The organism is Maribrevibacterium harenarium (genome assembly GCF_006385675.1).
GTDB lineage: Bacteria > Pseudomonadota > Gammaproteobacteria > Pseudomonadales > Marinomonadaceae > Marinomonas > Marinomonas harenarium.
The window spans coordinates 14,738-32,793 of record NZ_VFRR01000013.1 but is presented as its reverse complement, the minus strand read 5'-3'; the positions used below and the strand labels follow the sequence as shown (position 1 = coordinate 32,793).

General features: G+C 43.3%; 12 protein-coding genes. 11 read left to right on the top strand and 1 reads right to left on the bottom strand.

Annotated features, from left to right (window positions below; all coding sequences use genetic code 11):
• Positions 1–534 precede the first annotated feature (534 nt).
• The 4 genes from FJM67_RS08215 to FJM67_RS17500 all read left to right on the top strand — a co-directional run bounded on the left by FJM67_RS08215 (position 535) and on the right by FJM67_RS17500 (position 8,721).
• On the top strand, positions 535–1,350 hold the full coding sequence (locus FJM67_RS08215) for a hypothetical protein (protein ID WP_140588337.1): 816 nt from the start codon (positions 535–537) through the stop codon (positions 1,348–1,350).
• Positions 1,347–6,608 (top strand): site-specific integrase, encoded by a 5,262-nt coding sequence (locus FJM67_RS08210; protein WP_181161455.1) that lies wholly within the window; start codon positions 1,347–1,349, stop codon positions 6,606–6,608. The genes FJM67_RS08215 and FJM67_RS08210 overlap by 4 nt, the downstream gene beginning before the upstream one ends.
• Positions 6,609–6,948: 340 nt before the next feature.
• Positions 6,949–7,698: an NYN domain-containing protein gene (locus FJM67_RS08205; RefSeq protein WP_140588333.1), complete on the top strand. Its 750-nt coding sequence runs from the start codon at positions 6,949–6,951 to the stop codon at positions 7,696–7,698.
• A gap of 321 nt (positions 7,699–8,019) precedes the next feature.
• Positions 8,020–8,721, top strand: a complete 702-nt coding sequence (locus FJM67_RS17500; protein ID WP_181161454.1) for a hypothetical protein — start codon at positions 8,020–8,022, stop codon at positions 8,719–8,721.
• A 140-nt stretch (positions 8,722–8,861) separates the two neighbouring features.
• On the opposite strand, the gene FJM67_RS17495 is transcribed toward FJM67_RS17500, so the two are convergent.
• Positions 8,862–9,014 (bottom strand): hypothetical protein, encoded by a 153-nt coding sequence (locus FJM67_RS17495; RefSeq protein WP_181161453.1) that lies wholly within the window; start codon positions 9,012–9,014, stop codon positions 8,862–8,864.
• Between the two features lie 212 nt (positions 9,015–9,226).
• Between FJM67_RS17495 and FJM67_RS08195 the strand changes: the two genes are divergently transcribed.
• The 7 genes from FJM67_RS08195 to FJM67_RS08170 all read left to right on the top strand — a co-directional run bounded on the left by FJM67_RS08195 (position 9,227) and on the right by FJM67_RS08170 (position 17,844).
• Positions 9,227–9,772, top strand: coding sequence for a hypothetical protein (locus FJM67_RS08195; RefSeq protein ID WP_140588331.1), 546 nt, complete (start codon positions 9,227–9,229; stop codon positions 9,770–9,772).
• A gap of 12 nt (positions 9,773–9,784) precedes the next feature.
• Positions 9,785–10,120, top strand: coding sequence for a hypothetical protein (locus FJM67_RS08190; protein WP_140588329.1), 336 nt, complete (start codon positions 9,785–9,787; stop codon positions 10,118–10,120).
• A gap of 44 nt (positions 10,121–10,164) precedes the next feature.
• Positions 10,165–10,317: a hypothetical protein gene (locus FJM67_RS17490; protein ID WP_181161452.1), complete on the top strand. Its 153-nt coding sequence runs from the start codon at positions 10,165–10,167 to the stop codon at positions 10,315–10,317.
• Between the two features lie 143 nt (positions 10,318–10,460).
• Complete coding sequence (locus tag FJM67_RS08185; protein WP_140588327.1) at positions 10,461–11,006, top strand: YqiA/YcfP family alpha/beta fold hydrolase; 546 nt, start codon at positions 10,461–10,463, stop codon at positions 11,004–11,006.
• Complete coding sequence (locus FJM67_RS08180; protein WP_140588325.1) at positions 10,999–12,300, top strand: hypothetical protein; 1,302 nt, start codon at positions 10,999–11,001, stop codon at positions 12,298–12,300. Before FJM67_RS08185 ends, FJM67_RS08180 begins: the two co-directional genes overlap by 8 nt.
• Before the next feature lies 1 nt (position 12,301).
• Entirely contained in the window at positions 12,302–14,443 is a 2,142-nt protein-coding gene (locus FJM67_RS08175) for a phospholipase D-like domain-containing protein (RefSeq protein ID WP_140588323.1), read from the top strand.
• Entirely contained in the window at positions 14,440–17,844 is a 3,405-nt protein-coding gene (locus FJM67_RS08170) for a DEAD/DEAH box helicase (protein ID WP_140588320.1), read from the top strand. The genes FJM67_RS08175 and FJM67_RS08170 overlap by 4 nt, the downstream gene beginning before the upstream one ends.
• The last annotated feature ends 212 nt before the right edge of the window (positions 17,845–18,056 follow it).

Here is an 18,056-nt window from a genome sequence, read left to right as displayed (position 1 = left end):
AGCAAGCGTTGCGTATCACTCGGGCACTAGGTAACGACAGATCAACATCAATCACTAATCCTTTTCGGTTATAGTCGTCCAGAACATTGAACCAATAAGGCCACATCAGAATAGCAACATGTTGCCGCCAAATAGAGCGAAAGAGCTGTACTGGGAAAACTACAAAACCGTGGCCAGTTTTACTTGACCACAAAAACCGGAGAACTGGCGTTCTCGTTCGATAAGATAACGGTGAGCACGTTTGTCTTGCTCATTGCGATCGACCATGGCCAGCATTAGTTGATATGAAGTAGTTCAAACTAAATCTGACACTTCAATTTGAAAAGAACTTGATGAAGTGGGCGTAACTCAAAAATTGTCTCTGAGTTGGAGTGGTTTAGCCCTTAAGACTAGATTTTTGCAAACTTATGTAAAAAGTGTAAGTAAATATTGTTATTCAGTGCTTTTGCTGGTTATATTTTGAGTCTTTGTGTTATTTGTGTAAATTTTCAGGCAGTGTTAATTGGTTGTTTTTTTGCTGTGACCGGGGCTTAGATGAGAGAAAGCGTTTACGAAATCGGGATAGGGCTTAGCGGGATTGAGTTTGATAAGGCGTCAAACGCGATTTTAATTACCGTATTTGCCGAAAGTGGTCACCCTATTATAAGAGCGTTAGCGAAGCTGTTTGGCATTTGTGCAAAGGTCGCAAATTCAACGAGTAAATCCGATGGCGGCGCGGGATTTCGTTTAAACGCAAGAGATTTTTTCGCATATGCCACGCCAAATAGCATTCAGATTCATTACGACTTTGGCGACGTACCGTCTGATTTGTTGGGTTCTAGGGTAGATCTGGTTCGTGACCTGATTGACTCTCAGATCATCGGAGTAGATCTGGTAACCGTAGAGATGAGCAAAGATCAACCCGTAAAAAAAGCGTATGAGGCGGCCGGCTTTGCCGACTTCAATGACGCATATGAAATGACAAAGATTTTTGCTGATATTGCTACGCATGCGGGAACGGATGAGATTTCAGTTAAAATCTCAGGTTCAGATGTCATACGAGAAATTAATATTCCGGTAACTCCTGATAAACCCGAATTTGAGCCCGATGATCGCGAGGTGGTATTTGCACGACATGAGATTTTGGTCGTGTCTAAAAAGAATCGCCAAATCAAAATTGCTCCTGAATCTGGAAAAGGGCTAAAGACCATTGAGTTGACGTCAGAGCAGTATACGGCACTGTTTAATCATAATGCCTTCTCATTGAATGAGTATGAACTGTTTGATTTTACCGTTAAGCAAACGAAACCTACGCTGTACATATTGATTGATGTAAAATGTGCTGGTACTCAGACGGAATTGGATATTTGAGCTCGTTAATTCTTGAGCGCTTGCAGGAGCGGTGGGCGAGGGAGCGCTCAAACATACGATTAAGAAAGTCAGGTAGTGCGATACTATTTAACAGTGTCTGTGAAGCTGGTGATTCTGCAATTGATAATGTTTTTGATAGCGATTGGTCGTTGTCCAAAGATAAGTTAGAAGAGCTAATTAGTCAGGTACAATACAGCTGTCAAAATAGAATTTCTCAATATCCGTTGCTTTCGTGTTTGTCCCTGAGAGCAGCGATGCATGCGGACGCAGAGCAGATTGTCGTCCATAAACTAAAAGCCACTTTATTCTTCGCTTTGGTTTCTGAGGATGAAACTTTTAACTTTATCACACTGTCAGAAGCTGCCAACCAGATTCGATTACTACTATCTAGCACCTCCTATATCGAGAAGATTCGCTCTATTCCCAAGCAGTTATCGACCTTAGAGACGCTAGAATATCTTTGTAACAACATCGAGGGGCGCTATACCGTCTCCAACGCGTACCTGAGAATGGTAATGAACGGTTGGAGCGTATGTTCGAATCATAAAGACAAGGCTAGTTCTTCTAGAAAGTCAAAAATTCGACTGAGGCGTCCTAATTCAGGTGCTAAGCCCCTAATCCACACTACACCATTCCCATTCCAAGGGAATGATCTAGACATTGAGGATGATCCAGACGTTGAAACGGTTGATCTAGACCCGGAGGCAATCAGTCCTGTCGTCACGGCTGAGCGTGATATTTATAGAAATCAAATCCTCACCTCAAGGGAGCAATTCGGGCTTCAGTTCATCAGTTATCGCCTAACACCGCTTGAACAGGCTAAATTGATTCAATGGATCAATCATGCAACTCCCTCAGCGAGTTCGGCGTTATCATTCCTAACAATGCTAACGGCATTGAAAACCCATGAAGTGCTCGGGTTGCACATCGCATTAGCAGAGAGTGACTGCGATACATTTAAGCAATCTGAGGAATGCTACGGTGTAATCAATCTCGAAGCCGGTGTGTACTGGCGTAGAGAGCTCGAAATTGATGATAGCTATCAGCCCACATCAGAGGATGTGAAGTGGCTGATGCCACATTCAAACTGGCTGAAGCTGCCTATTCCTGCCCCGTTTTTAATCTTGCTTAGGACGTATTTCGCAAACTGTGTGTCCGGCCTATTAGAGCAAGTGTTGCCTGATGAGGTTGTGGTCAATGTCTCTAACGAGTTGACTACAGCATGTCAGCATATAGCTAAATCAGGTAACTTCCATAGAAAGCTGACGCATAAAATGCTGCGTTACTTTCTGTTTGGGTGCATTGCTGCTAAGTATGGAAGACACAAAGCATCCCTTATTTTTGCTAACAACGAGTTTGGCCAATCCACAGCGCATTACTATATGGCAGATGCAGCACGAAATTTGCAAAAGGCATTTGCAGAGGTCGTTACCAACGAACTCGGTTTTTACCTTGGGAAAAACTTTCAGTTCATTGACGAATCTGTCACGGTAGGATCGAAGCTAGTTATCAATAAAGAAACTTTCACGAAGCGATTATCAGAACGAATTGCGCTGTTAAATACTGCGTTACGCAAGGTTAGGAATAGCAGATCCCGAGATTTCTTAAGGGACACATACAATCAGTTAGTCTCATATACCGTTTTGATGTTTGCCGTAGCGACGAGTCATCGTCGAAATAAAAGCATGTTTATTGAGCACTACTGTTGGAACGACAACTATACGGCAGTGCTGGTTGCTGACAAAATTCATTTTGGCGAAAGCGCAACACGACTAATACCAGCACCTAATTTACTGACGCGGCAGATCCAAAATACCCTCGGATGGATCGAGCAAATCTATAAACGTGTGTTCCTAATTGATAAAAAGCTAGCGGTCAGAATAAAAGCATCTATTCATCGTGATAGTGATGCCTCTTTTCTCGGCTTATGGCAAAAGGATGGGTCGTTCGATAATCCCAGTACCTCTCAGATCGCTGTTTTTATGGGGGATGATTGGTCCTTGCCTCAGAATGCAATGCGGCAGCTGTCTTACCAAATTTTGTTTAGGTACCCAGAGGCAGCGCCGTATTTAGATCATCAAATGGGGCACGTGTCCTCCGATATGCACTCATATCAAAACACCTCTCTGATCGTACATGAAAGTGAAGAAATAGAGGTTCATCGGAACTTGCTTTCACGATGTCTCGCAGATCTTGGGTTTGAACTATTGGGGCGAACCAGTTTTTCTCACTCCACTATGTACAACAAGGGGCAGTTTGTCCCAAATTCGATTCGTAGGAAGGCAGGGGGACAATCCAAGAGTGCTAAGAAAATCATTCAAGACGACTTAAAGTCACTGCTCGATGAATCTGTTGCAACAGGTCAGGACTTCTACGAGTTGCTAGCAAAGCATTACAGCGAAGACGCCTATCTGCATGAGAAAGCCCTAACTGAGTTAAAGCAACTAGAGTTGAGCGATGGTCAGGACATCATTTCAGCCGATGACTTGGCTTCAACGATGCGGGACAGCTTTAAAAAATCCCCTGTGGCATCAGCTATCTTGCCTTACGATACCATGCTAGCGGAGCGGCGCTATCGGGAAATATGTGCGGTATTTTATGACTTTGCACAAGAGCTGCTACAGCATCATAGCCAAATACCTCAGGAAACATTGGGTGCTACTCTACTATTCTCAATGATATTAGATGGTACAGGAGCGCTATCACCATTAAAACTGCAAAAGACAGTTGTGATTCATTCTCCCTGTTACGTTAACGGATACCTAATAGCCGAGATGAAAGAGGACTGCACCACGTTTTTCGGTGGCTTATCTGCACTATTGCTAGCGATGATAATTAAGAGGGGCGATGCATCAGCTATTTCATTGGATCCAATTGACCTTGAGAGACTGATGAATGACCGCTGCCCAGATAATAATATCAAATCGGTAGCTGCTGCATTCAAAAAACTGTCCGCGTTATTTCGTCAGCTACATGACAAGAAGATGACGTTTAGTAAGCTATACCAGCTTATTGAAAATGCTCCAAAACGATCAGAAACAGGTTGCCTGTATGGGCTGCGGCACGGGTCAATAAAAGTCCAAGGGTTATCTGATCACACGCTTTTTAGGATGCTGGATCGTAAACACCGCTACATTATTCACGCTACTGGACCAGCTATGATGGGTGTTGTACCGGAGCGCACTTTTTTCAACCAATGCTTAAAGCCGAATAACTACTATAAAGAGTTTTTGTCCACGTTCCGACGCAATTTCCGAAATAATGGCGGTAACTCGACAGATCGTGTTATCAGTGTATGGTCAGAGCTGATTTCACAGACTGGCCTAAAGAAGTTGCCTGATTTAGTAAATGCATCTAAAGAGCTGCCCGAAATTATCGTGCTAATATTGACTTGGCTCTACAAAGCGTCAGGTCGAAAAGGGCAGCGACATGGGGGGCTGGCGCAGTCATCCATCAGTACCTACTTCTCCAAGGTTGTTCCTAGGCTCTGCGAATTTGCGGCGAACAAATCATTGACGACATTTTTCTACGAGGATTTCATAGAGCTCTACCAAAATGTCGTTGACTCTGGCGATGTATCGAACCGCTCAGAGCGGGTCAAAATTCTGGCGGATTTTCATAGCCAGATTCATGAGACGTTTGGTGTACCCCAGTTCGATTTTCGTGCTCTGGATGTGGAGGCTAGTGACCAGAGCGCCATCGGTAGGATAATCATGCCGTGGGAATACGAGCAAGCACTCTCCCTATTGTTGGCTGACGATGATGCCAATAATCAGGAACGTTACACCAATGCAGCTATTTTAATTTTATGTTGTCGACTTGGGCTGAGGCGCAAAGAGATAGAGCGTATAAAGCTCAGAGATTTCTCGACGGAAGACTGCCTGCTGTATGTTAGAACCCATCGCATTTTCAAGGAAACAGTCCGGCTAAAATCCAAAAGCGGTAATCGTCGCGTCCCATATTCATTGTTTCTAAATGATGCTGAGTTGCACATCCTTAATTGGATCGTGGAACAAGCAAGGGCTCAGAATAGCAAGGCAGTTCCTGTTTTCTTTGACTCGATCAACCCGAAAGAGCTGCGCCTCATGGATGGTCAATTTAATCGTGTGATCGAGGCATTGAAACTTGTTACCGGTGATCCTAGTATGCGACTTCATGATGGTCGGCACACGTTTGTTACTTTCACTGCAACGGCACTTGTTATAGATGAACGACAACAAGATCAGATTGCCAAGGTGGTTAAAGAGTGGGTACGTTGCAATTCGATTTCAGAATTTCAAACTAGATTCAAATCCACGACAATAGCGGTGCCATCCACAAGACATTCTTTGCTTCCGGCACTGGCTTTAATGGTCGGACATTCAAGCGCTACGACGACGTTATCCTCGTATACGCACCTACTAGAGTATTGGCGGTGGTTGTCAGTCGAATCTGATTTTAAATCAGTAAAAAAATTAGATGGTACGCTGTCTGCTTTAGCGAAGATAAACCGCAAGCGTCTGACTGAGATAAAAAGCGAGTGGGGACTTTCAGCGAGCTATGCCGTGCTAAAAAAGACCAGAAAGGAATTGGTGCCGGAAACGACCAAATATCGCATCGAAGATTTCGACCAAGAGCCCTCATTGAGCACCAGAGCGCAAGACCGCATTACGCCCGAAATCCATAAGATTCAGAGGCTCGAAAGAGCTCTGCGTTACCTCGAAGATGTCGAAAAAATCCATGTTGTTTCGCGTGGTTCCGATTTTATGCTGCAATTGAATCATCAATACGGCCTAACGTCACATTTCGTCGAGCAGGTCCAAAATGCCTACCAGAGAGTCCTAACCGATACTGTATCCTATAGAGCATACAGAATATCCTCGAGCGAGGAGGGCGTGGATTTTATCGGTCAACCACGGCTGTATGAGGCGAGAGGTTACTTTAAAGACCCTTCATTCCATCGTCTTCTGCGACACCTTATAGAGTTGATGCAATCAAATCAGCAGGCTTATTCAGAGCTTAAACAGACATGGGCTAGTGCTTGGTACGATAGCAAGAAAAAGCTCTACATCCCGACTTCCCAGATTGATAGTGCGAGCAAAGTATTTCATGAGTGTCAGTACCACGCGGAATATGGATGCGACCGAATAAACCGACGGATTGGTGGCGTCCTCTATGAATCCGCACCGATAGAGAGTTTATCACTAGACGGCAGGACTATTTCTATCCCGCAATTCAGTCACGCGATGTTTTTGATAACGGTTTCGAATCAGCTGTGAGTTGTGTTATCTGTTGAGCAAATATAATGATAAGAAGATTTGAATCATGGGCGGCGTATGCTTGACTAAGCTAGCAGTAGTGACGCGTCTCAAACAGGCAAAACTAACCGAACTGGCAACGTATCTTCAGATTGATCAATGCAGAGATAACATTTGGTGAGGAAAAAATATCTTTGCGCAACCAGCTAACGTTACGGTGCAAGAAGGTTGAAAGCATCAACCTACTTCCTAATGGCAAGATATTGATAAGGTTGTTTGGTCATGTGTTGTTTTTGCTTACCATGTTAGAGCACTCCAATTAACTCGTTCAGTGCCACGTTTACTTTCACAGGGAATTCGTATGGAAGACAAAACCAAAATCGCCATGTTCATCGATGCCGACAACGCGCCGGCAGCACATATTCAAAACATACTGACCGAGCTTGCAAAGTATGGTGTCGTGAATATCCGTCGAGCTTATGGTAACTGGCACAGTGAGAATCTTAAATCTTGGCGTGAGGTGTTGCATGAGTGTGCCATCCGCGCAATGCAGCAGTTTGACGTTTCCAAAGGGAAAAACGCCACCGACATGGCTATGACTATCGATGTGATGGATGTGCTTCATGGTAAAGACGTAGACATCATCTGCATTGTATCGTCCGATAGTGATTTTACTCCACTGGTCATTCGTTGTTTGGAAGAAGGGAAAAAGGTGATTGGTTTTGGCGAGCGTAAAACACCTCCTGCCTTCGTCAGCAGCTGCTCCCGATTTTTATATCTCGACACCAAACACAGCGTTAGCGAGCATGTGGCAGGGAATAGCAAGCAAAGTGACATCACTGAACAAAAGGCAACAATCCAAAAGCCACATGTAGACCATAAGCTCAAGCAGGATAAAAAGTTAATGGAATTGCTAAAACGAGCCGTCGAAGCACTAGAAGATGAATCGGGTTGGGCAACGCTTAGCGCAATTGGCAGCCATATCAGCAACCACTCATCCTTCGACCAGCGCAACTACGGTTACAAAAAACTCAGCGATCTGTTTAAAGCGATTGACCTGTTTGAAGTCAAAGCCAATGCAGAGACAGGGCTTTTTGTCAGAATTCGTTGAATAGTAACAATCAACTTCGATATCTAGGCTGTCACACAGCGTAGGATGGTTGACGAGAAAGAGATAAAGCTATGATTTAAAAGGAAGTGAATCCGCTTGCTGATTTGATAATTAAATAGATTGCAGACGGTGTAGCTGAATGGAAAGTGCCCTGGCGCAAAGGGTTGAAAGAGCCGACGAGTTCACATACGTATATTTAGTGTGGTGCAAATTTAGCTTGCTATTTCTCACGCTTGGATGTTTATTTTCACACAAAATAATTTGCTATAAATTATATTGATGAATTCGACTGTTTATTTGCCATCATAAAATAAAGATATTATGAATAGATTAATCAATAAGCTAAAAGAAATTGCCAAAATTTATGAGGTTGAAAAATATGATTGGCCAATCCCTGGTGACTGCCCAATAAAAATACCAACGTCTTTTTCTACTAGTTATGAGAGGAATATTTACCTAAAAGACAATTATAACCTTATTATGAATAATGATCAGAGTTTAGATTCATGCTATTGGATAATTCAGTCATGGGGTGGGATAAGTTCTTTTAAAAAGAATAAAAGAAATAACAATAGAATTGAAAAGTTTATCGCAGAAATTGATAGGGGTAAATTGACAAAGGATTCATTTAGTTGTATTTCATCCTTATCAAAGGTAGCTTCATTTCTAGATCCTGAAAGGTATGTGATTTACGACTCACGCGTTATATATTCATTAAACTGGTTGCTGTTTAACTATACAGATGAGCTGTCGTTTTTCCATCAGCCAACTGGCAGAAGTACAAACTTGGCTAAGTATGATATGCAAACAATATTTCGTCTAACAAAACTAGGTATTGAATATAGAAAACATACGGTTGCATATCATGATTATTGTGGATTAATTTGCAATTTGGCTCCCTTGGTTTTTGGGGAAGATAGTAAACCATATAAGCTTGAGATGCTTCTTTTCATGATAGCACCAAAGTGGATTGTGAATAATATTGAGGAATGTGTCTCAATTAATATCGATAGCATCTCGTAAAAAAATTATATATATTCTTACTTAAAAGGATGTTTATGCTTTTCCTGAAAGCTGAGATAAGTGTTAGTTTTTCCTCCAAGCCACAGAACCGGTGGCTACTTCCCTTAAAAAGATGGGTCTCATAGTAGGGGTGAAGCAACTTACAGCTCTGCATCCAGTATGTCATCGTCACTTTGTAGCAAAATAAGACCAATACCATTTAGCTGCCTATCGGGATAGGTAGCTATGGTGTCAGTACTCAAATTAAACGGTTTGCCATCAAAAGTAATACCATCACCACGATAGCGGGTCAAGGACGACCTTTCCCAACCGAGAAAAGCGCCTGCGCTTTATCAGAGTTTGGTTTAAAGAAGATGGCAAAGCCATGAAGATAAAGGATAGTGTTCATATTTTATTCCTAATTCTATGTAGTTTTGGAGTTTACTAATGCTGACGACATTTTATGTCGTATATCGCTATATGATTTCTTTCGAGGCCATCAACTTTTGCCACACAAGGAGGACTCGTGACCAATACGTTACTTCATTTAGAGGACTGTTACCTCAGCGCAGTCAGTTACGCAATAAAAGCCAGTTACAATGGTAAAACTATTTCAAAAGGTAGCATTCCGACTGCCGAGATACTGAGATTGTTGATCGAAGGAGAAGACTTTCGACGCACCTTATCGATTCAAGAGCAAACCTTTGCTATTAGTCGGGTCAAGATTGATAACTCTCTTAATCAAATTGCCTTAATCCTGATCAGACCCGATGTACTTCCTTTTCCTCAGCAACACAGTCCCCCTAAAGGCTTGGATGTGATGTATTGGAATGAACGAGGAGAAACGGAATTCTTGTGGCTCTTTTCTGGCGAAGGAAAGGTTGAGGTCTCTGCTAAAATCAATGAATGTTCGACATACACTCAACTGTGCTCGCCAATCGAATTTCTAAGACTTTTCAATCAAGACGGCACTTTACCCAAACGGCTTTGCTTTGATGACCACCCTTTTCAACTAAGTATGGTCAAATTCAATATTCAAAGAAATAGCGTAGAACTGGTTGTTACTGACTAACAGGAACCGTACATGAATATAGATTTAATACGCCAGCAACATTTTGTTTTAGAACATCGCGTCAGTGAAATGTTGTTTTACTACTGGGATCCTCTTGGATTTAACGAGTTAGAATGGGCAAGAGACGAGTATGATAGCTATGTACCGGTAGTCTGTGAGATGTTGCTTGATGGCGCAACATCGTCAGCTCTTTGCGAGTACTTTCATTACGTCGCCGATGAGCTCATGGGGGTAGGGCATGAACAAGATCCCGCCTCGGTAAAAAAGGCTGCTGAGTTGATCACATACTGGTTTAATGAAAACATCGACCAAATTACCACCTTAGATAAGGTCAACAGCGACACCTAAACCTAAACCTCTAATGACTCTATCAAGCTATTGTAGTGCTATTTATGAGCATGCATTTATTGCTAACAACGCCCATTAGCGAAGACCAAGAATTACAACAAGCGGATGAAGGGGACTTGCTAACTGCTAATGTGCCAGATGACCAACAAACCCTCTGGTGGATACAAAGTTATAATGCTGCCATCGATGTTCATTAACTAAAACAATGGCGCGAGCATATTCAGCAGCAGGCTAGGGAAGTATTGGGGTTTTACTGATTTTATGAGTGTTATCAGGCTAGGCGTCATTATATGTCGTTTATTAATGGTAATCTACGTGCTCAACAACAATAGGATTTGTTATGCTGAATATCCTTTATCTTCATGGCTTTGCTAGTTACTACAAGCCCCACTCTGATAAAGTTCAGGCCCTTACTCAATTAGGTAATGTGATCGGGTTAGATCTCGACTATAGCCAAGGCTCAGAGACGGTTATTCGTAATGTGCTAGCGTTCGCTGCACACCATCGCATAGATTTAGTTGTGGGTTGTTCTCTAGGTGGATGGCTGGCCGCGCAAGTTGCCCATAAGCTTAACATCCCCTTTGTCAGTCTTAATCCATCTTTATATCCAAACCAAACGTTACATCGATATTTAGGTGACGGTGTCACTTTTGATGGCAAGCCATTTCATATGAGTGAAGCCGTCGTTCGGTCTTACTCTGATATGTTTCTAACTGGCAAAGGGCTAGTACTGCTTCAAAAGGATGATGAAATTTTAGATGCCGAGTTGAGCCATCGGATGCTTTCTTCTCACTTTGAAGTACACCTTTTTGAGGGGGGGAGTCATCGCTTTGATGGCTTGAACAAGTATTTATATTTGATAGATAGATTCATCCATAATGAATAATCCAATATTCTTTTTTACTGCAGAAGACCCGAGAGAAATCCCAAAAGGTTCGCGAGACCCGCTTAGGTTCCTTCCTATTTGGTCTTCTGTTGCCAGGCGAATGATCCCTTATTTAACAACTGTCACGCCATCCTATCGAGGCTTCCTCACGAGATTTTTATTTCACGGTCTTTTAGAAGAACTGAAGCCAGAGTTAGCGAACGCATCAATCGATGAGCAATGGGCTATCTTTTGCAAATTCGAGCAACTCTGTGCGTTTATTCGATCAAGGTGTTCTCACCGCACTCAAAACTTCCCCGGCATATCCGGTATAAAAGAAAGCCGAATATCAAAAGGCAACGCCATCACAGTAGGTGCTGAGTCCGATTTCTGGCTAGTACCATCACAAAAAGCAACGGGGTACTGGGGTTACTATCATCAAGCCAGCATAGGCAGTGGGATACTTCGAAAAAATTCTGCTTTAAAACCTGGATATCGATTAACTGATGAAGCACTGAGAGTATTTAATAACTCCTCGGCACGCACTATTTTACTTCGACATGAAGCGTGCCTACGTCAACTTTTTAAAGCCAGGCCAGTCCCGATTTCCCTTGCCGATTTTAACGATATGTCAGAGTTATTTTTTGATAAGCCGCTTGACGGTACTAAGGAATGGGGAAACTTCTGGACTTCCCATCTGCTAACACCGGAAAAACTACAGGCGCCCAGTCATTCTCATCCAACCATTAAAGAGTTTTCTCGGCAAATCAAGTCATTGAATTTAACAGGTTTGAAATTCGGTGAAATCTGGGAGCAGCTATCGTTGGGAGAAGCGACCTCATCAGTCAGCGACTTTGCATCCCAAGTAAAAGCTACTGAAGCGATTATTGGGGTTTGTGAATGGGTGTTTGATGTTTGCCGAATGCGAGGCGAGTCATCAAACCTGAAGGATGCTGAAACTAGAGCTTATGAGCTTGGATTTAATGAAGAATGGCTCACTAAAATTCGTTCAATGCCAGAACCAAGTGACATAGAGTTAAAGAAATATCGTGCACTAGCTGTAGCAGGACCTTCTTCATTTCAACAACTTGCACGACTTCTCATTGAAAGACACACACATGTCATGCGCACTCGTCATGGAGCTGCATGGGTGGAATTAACACCAACAGATGATCTTATTATCCGAGATCCATCAAACGGACCAAATGATCCAAGGTCTGAGAATTACGCAAGCGGGATTCGTTGGCGATATGACTATTTCTTATCGTCTTGGCTAAGTGTTGCTCGCGAAATTGGATATATTAGGGAGATTTAAAATGGACAAGGCACAATCACTTTTTCAACAAGTAAGCCTTCAGTTTCAGGCTCTTGGACAAGTTGAGGCATTGGTCTTAACAACTTTTGGCTTAGATATCGAGTACCTAGAAAAGTCCATTTTGCCCTCCTTCTTCCCCAGCCTTGGAGAAGGGCCATCATCTGAGCCTCACCGTCCGCTTTTCGAGTATTTAGAAGAAAATCCAACACCAATCAGTGTACTGTTCGATGCAAATAACTTGGTAAGAGGTGAAATGTCTCTTTCGGCCTCTACCGCTGTATTAAAAGAGTTACGCTGGCAGTCCTTTCCCGTCATTCGTTCCGGCTACTGTTTTCACCCCAAAGTCATACTTGCCTTGACGCGTCAAAATGACATTCAGACGTTAGTCATTGGTTGCGGCTCAGCCAATTTAACAAAACCGGGATGGGGCAGAAATTTTGAAGCTTGCGTAATAGACACGATTCCTTTGAAACAAGGCATGAGGAGTCTACTTCTCAAAGATGTCTATGACATGATCACTGCACTTAGAAAAGATGCGAAAGGCTCGGATGCACTAGATCGAATAAAAGCAGCGGTGGATGGCATTGGCATGGAACGATACAAAAACATTGTCAAAGGCTCACATTCAAGACTGTGGCTCGGAAGCAAGCATCACCTGAAAAGTGAACAAACAAATTTGGTAGATTGGGTTCAAACGAATGTGATCTCTAGAAATGACCTACAGGACTCAGGGGCTAAATGGCAACTTGATGTTCTTTCTCCTTATTTCGGTGAAAAGCCTCCCGAACTCCTTCATTGGGTAAGTGATTGCTTTTCGACAAATGGCAGCGCAAAAGTGCGCCCATCTGTTCTTGTTTATTGTCCGCGAGATGGTGACTTATTGGATATTACGTCCTCTACTTTTTCAAGCTATAGCGCCTTACCCAATGTAAACTGGGGAGAGTTTAAACAGAATCCTCTTGTTAGCGAATTTAGGGATCACGATGGAAATCGTTTACAACGATTCTTACATGCCAAGGTGTATCGGTTTTGGTCGCCAATTCGTGAAATCATCATCGTCGGTTCTGCAAATGCAACGCCACAAGGTCATCGAGACACGCTGCAAGGGAATGATGAAGCATGCATGGTAATACGCCGACAAATCCCGGAAGGCGCACCAAAATTAACCTCTTGGTTACGGCCACTGAATAAAGAAGTTGGTGCGGATAGTTGTAAAGACGTAATCATCCAAGAGGATACTCCCCCACACATTACACCTCCGATTATCACGCTCGAATTCGACTGGGAAAATTTCGAATTTAACGCTCTCAGCAAAGATAGCCGAGTCTTAAAACTGTTCTTCAATAGCGAAGTTAAACCATTTCTGACTTTAGATGCTAAAGAAAAAGTATGCCGACTGACTTTAAAGAAAGCTCAAGTTGACGCACTTTTCCGATCGGCAAGCATAAAAATTACGACACCTGTTCACGATGACCAAGCTTGGTTAATTCTTGTTACAGAAACAAATCTACACCTAAAACCTCCAGCACCTTCAATGGAACGAAGCATCGATGATTTACTTCGAGATTGGCAACTGGGTCCAGAGCAAAGACAAGCAGCACAAATTTCCCGTGCAGCGATGCCAATGGAACACGGCATTTTAGGCGATCAATCTAGTCAAGAGACAGAAGATCTGGTGGCTACAGATCGACTCAACGACCTATTTTTAGCTATGTATCGATTTAGGTCAGACATTATTAAGAATATAGAAGCCGCGCGGCAAGATTCTAATTCCTTCGCAAAACTACAGCTTAAAACCCGTTTGTTTGGACGAGGGGCAATGAGTGTTCGTTATTTCCTAGGGAAGCTATCAAGCTCACTGGAGGGTGATGAAGGAGGGGTTGATGTCGTTGAGCGGTACCTAGGTGTTATGAGCCTTAAAGATAGCCTAAACAGATTACACCCCAAGTTAAAGGGACTAAGGGTCGAAACCGAATTTCGCTCGTTAGCCTCCAGTGTCGAGCAAGAATATAGAAAGATCAGACGTGAACTTAAAAAAGAGCTAATCCATGAAAAAGACTCTCCGTCACCTGAACGACTAATCCGTTGGCTTGAACATAACTTCGATTACGATCAACGTTTACCAATGGGAGCACAACGATGATTCAGGGAGTCAATAGCATCACCCCAAGCTATGTTGAGCAACTTATCAATTTTGCACCGACGGAACTCATTACACAAAGTGGCATCAGCGACCTTCAACGAGATGGAAGCGTTGCGCTATTCAACATGCTGGTACGCAATGGTGTCGCCTACCTTGCCGATGAAGTAGGTATGGGCAAAACCTATATTGGTCTGGCCGTAATGCATTTACTGCGATACCAGAAACCTGATGCGCGCGTTTTGATCATTACGCCAAGACGTAACATCCAAGAGAAGTGGACAAATGACCTTGCCAGTTTCGTTCATCAAAATTGGTTACGAGCAGACCATAGGGTGAAGACACCGCAAGGTACCCCGGATTGGCCAACTGAAACACCTAATCGTCTATCGGACTGGCTAGACAATCTCTATGACAAAGACATGGAGCCGCACGATACGATTCTGCGAATGACTTCTTTCAGCATTAACGCGAAAAATGATGATCGTGGAAAGTTAACGGGCAAAAACTGGACACTGCCAACTACGTCAACACAGAAAACACTTATAGAAGGTATCAGAAAGCTGATTGATAAGGCTACGAACTATGACCTTATCATTGTCGATGAAGCTCACAATCTAAAGCATGGTTATCAGGAGGGCATACCGTCCTCACTAAGGAATGAGACCCTGCACCACCTATTTCGCCCAAAAGACAAGACCGACCAAAATAAACCTTGGCTGCTCATGCTTTCTGCTACACCTATGGAAAATGGCGACCCAATGAGTTTGGTGCGTCAATTCGAAGTATTCGGTCGTGAGCGTGATCAACTTCGTCTCACAGATGATGAAGATTCTCCCATTCCGTTACACGAACTCGCTGGGGATCACTCCTCACACCACCTCAAAGATCTGCAAAGAAGACTCATTGTCCGGCGTGTGGCGGAGCTAAAACTCCCCGACGATTCTAATCTGACACGAAATATGTATCGACGAGAGTGGCGCAAAGGTGGCGTTGAATCTCATGAGCAGCCCTTAAAAGCCGCATCCTTGCATGAGAGGTTAGTAAACAGCGTTATTCAAAAAAATGTCTTTGAAATGCTTCAACGAGACAAAGGAGGAAAGTATCGAATTGGCGCCTTGGAGAGTTTTGAAATTTATGCTGGTGCAGAAAGTTCCCTATCGGAAACGGATGATGGAATAGATCAAGTAGGGCTAGTTCTACCTGATCAGAGACTCATAGCCGACCTATGTCAGAGCTATCGCAATACATTTTCAGCAGAAGTTCCCCATCCCAAACTCAATGCGGTTGCTAAGATGCTTTCTGAGAAAGTCGCGCAACGAGAAAAAGCCCTTGTGTTTGTGCGTCGTGTAGCAACCACTACAGACCTTGCTAGCCGTGTTTCCGCAGCATTTGATCAGGAAATAATTGCTCGTATCAAAAGTGCGATCGTCCACGACGAGGCTTCGATTGTTGATAAAATCGCTCAAGTTTGGACTAAGAAGCGTGCCTCAAGGGAATATGCAGAATTTGAAGAAACAACCGAACGTCAGGAGCTCCAAGATCCTTCAATGGAAGAAGAAAAACAAAATGAAGAAAGCAACGAAGTGGTGTCAGAAGTTGTACCGTCTCTTTTTACTTGGTGGTTTCGGGGAGCACGCACTAACCAGAAAGAATACGCCCATCTCTTCACTGGGCGATATTTACGCGAACAATTAGAAGCAAGTTCCAAACTATCACTACTGCTAGAAGAGAATTACGTCGACTGGGTGCTACTAAGACCGCAAAATTGTCTAGCGCAACTGGCCCATGACTCAACGTCTTCGGAGATGGACGTCATTTCAGGCATAGCCAAATATCTGCCAATCGAGCTCTCTACAGGGACGATAAAAAATTACCGACGAACCTTTCATCACGTTCAATTGGCCACTCTTAGATGGATGCTAGAGCAGCCTTGCTACTCGACATTGCATGATAACCTCCGAATTCTTGTAGATGAAATTTTTGACAATCCTGGCTTAATCAAAAACACTGCAAGTTCAATTTCAGGCAAATTAATTCGAGAAATGCTCGCGATACAAGGCATTTACCCATCATTAGCACGCTCAAAAGAACCTGAGGTCTCTCGCGCAGTAGCTCGGGGAGTATTTGAAGCGCAAGGTGAAGCCGCTACGTTTGATTTCCGTCTGGCATTGCGCCAAAGAGAACAAATCCGTCATATGCAAACAGCGACATTACGAAACGGCGCGCCACTGATTGACCTTTATTTAGCCTGCTTAAAAACTCAAAAACGAAGCATCATGTTGAATGGCAACCTAAGTCCCAATAGGGTTGCTAAAACTCTCGTCTCTGAGTGGGACAAGTGGGCTAGAACGCCTGAAGCGTCGCTCAATTGTGGTCTCTCTGAGCTAATTGAAATAAAGCAGAACTTTGACCTCATCAGGAAATTAAATTTCCCCACGATCGATGTCGTTCAACAGACAACCCGGGCTTTAGATCGTCCATTACTTGAAGGGCAAGAGCCCTATTCGGACAGTAAAGGTAACATCCGCTCGGTGCGACGCTTTTTAACCCAAGAGTTCTCCGGTCAAGCACCAACAGCCGCTGCTCAAGGAGGTCAAAAAGATGAAAGACGCCACCGGATTACAACTCACTTTCGTATGCCGGGAATGCCTTGGGTTGTTGTAGCGACCAATGTCTATGAGGAAGGCGTAGATCTACATACGTTCTGCAAAACCGTCATACATCACGGCATCTCACACACGGCTTCGTCAGTAGAGCAACGCACAGGGCGCGTGGATCGTATTGGTGGTCTTTTTCAGCGTGACGTTGCCTCAATGAAAAACATCAGCGAATTTGTGGATGAGCGAAAAATTCAGTCTCTATTCCCCTATCAGAATGATACTTTTGAGAAGTTTCAGGTCAGACGAGTACTGTTGAATTGCAATCGAATGGTACAACGGCTTCACGATACAGATAAGCCAATTGAAGAAGACAAAGAAGCATTCATTTCCGATCGTTTCGACGTACCAAAGCAAATCACACAACGCTTGAGCTCTCCGTTTGATGTCAAAGAGAGTGAATGGCTCAGAGGTGAACTAGCTGAGCCAGATAGAAAGAGTGATTTCTGTACAGCGAAGTATTTGTCTGAATTGAAACTGTTGGAGTCAAAGCTAGAGAAGACCTATAGCCCATTTGAAGATTCGAGGGGGCAAGGTATTGAAAGACATTACAACATTGCGGATAGTAAACTTTTCGTTCGGCCCAAATCTGATCGTCTAGGAGATTCTCTTCTGGTTGATATAAATCTTGTTCAAAAGGATGGAGTTCAGAAGGCAAAGATTATCCATAGCAATGCCAATGGCGAAGGATGGTGCGATTCAGCACTTAAAGCAATTAACGATTTATTTTCTGAGCACCATTGAATGCCTACTTTTTGTCCGTGGTCTTAAACGTTGGTTGATCTAGACTTGTATGGCTAGAGTTGATGGTCTCGAATCAGATCATTTAGCGATACACGACATAAAATGTCGTCAGCACGCGTAAACTCTAGAGCTAAACGGAGTTAAGGAAAAAATGAACACTATCCTTTATCTTTCTGGCTTCGCCATCTTCTTTAAGATTACATTATTCGTCA

What these genes read in the sequence shown, in the direction of transcription:
- FJM67_RS08215 (WP_140588337.1), top strand. Translation starts at nt 535, where the DNA reads ATGAGAGAAAGCGTTTACGAAATCGGGATAGGGCTTAGCGGGATTGAG.
- FJM67_RS08205 (WP_140588333.1), top strand. Translation starts at nt 6,949, where the DNA reads ATGGAAGACAAAACCAAAATCGCCATGTTCATCGATGCCGACAACGCG.
- FJM67_RS17500 (WP_181161454.1), top strand. Translation starts at nt 8,020, where the DNA reads ATGAATAGATTAATCAATAAGCTAAAAGAAATTGCCAAAATTTATGAG.
- FJM67_RS08190 (WP_140588329.1), top strand. Translation starts at nt 9,785, where the DNA reads ATGAATATAGATTTAATACGCCAGCAACATTTTGTTTTAGAACATCGC.
- FJM67_RS17490 (WP_181161452.1), top strand. Translation starts at nt 10,165, where the DNA reads ATGAGCATGCATTTATTGCTAACAACGCCCATTAGCGAAGACCAAGAA.
- FJM67_RS08185 (WP_140588327.1), top strand. Translation starts at nt 10,461, where the DNA reads ATGCTGAATATCCTTTATCTTCATGGCTTTGCTAGTTACTACAAGCCC.
- FJM67_RS08180 (WP_140588325.1), top strand. Translation starts at nt 10,999, where the DNA reads ATGAATAATCCAATATTCTTTTTTACTGCAGAAGACCCGAGAGAAATC.
- FJM67_RS08175 (WP_140588323.1), top strand. Translation starts at nt 12,302, where the DNA reads ATGGACAAGGCACAATCACTTTTTCAACAAGTAAGCCTTCAGTTTCAG.
- FJM67_RS08170 (WP_140588320.1), top strand. Translation starts at nt 14,440, where the DNA reads ATGATTCAGGGAGTCAATAGCATCACCCCAAGCTATGTTGAGCAACTT.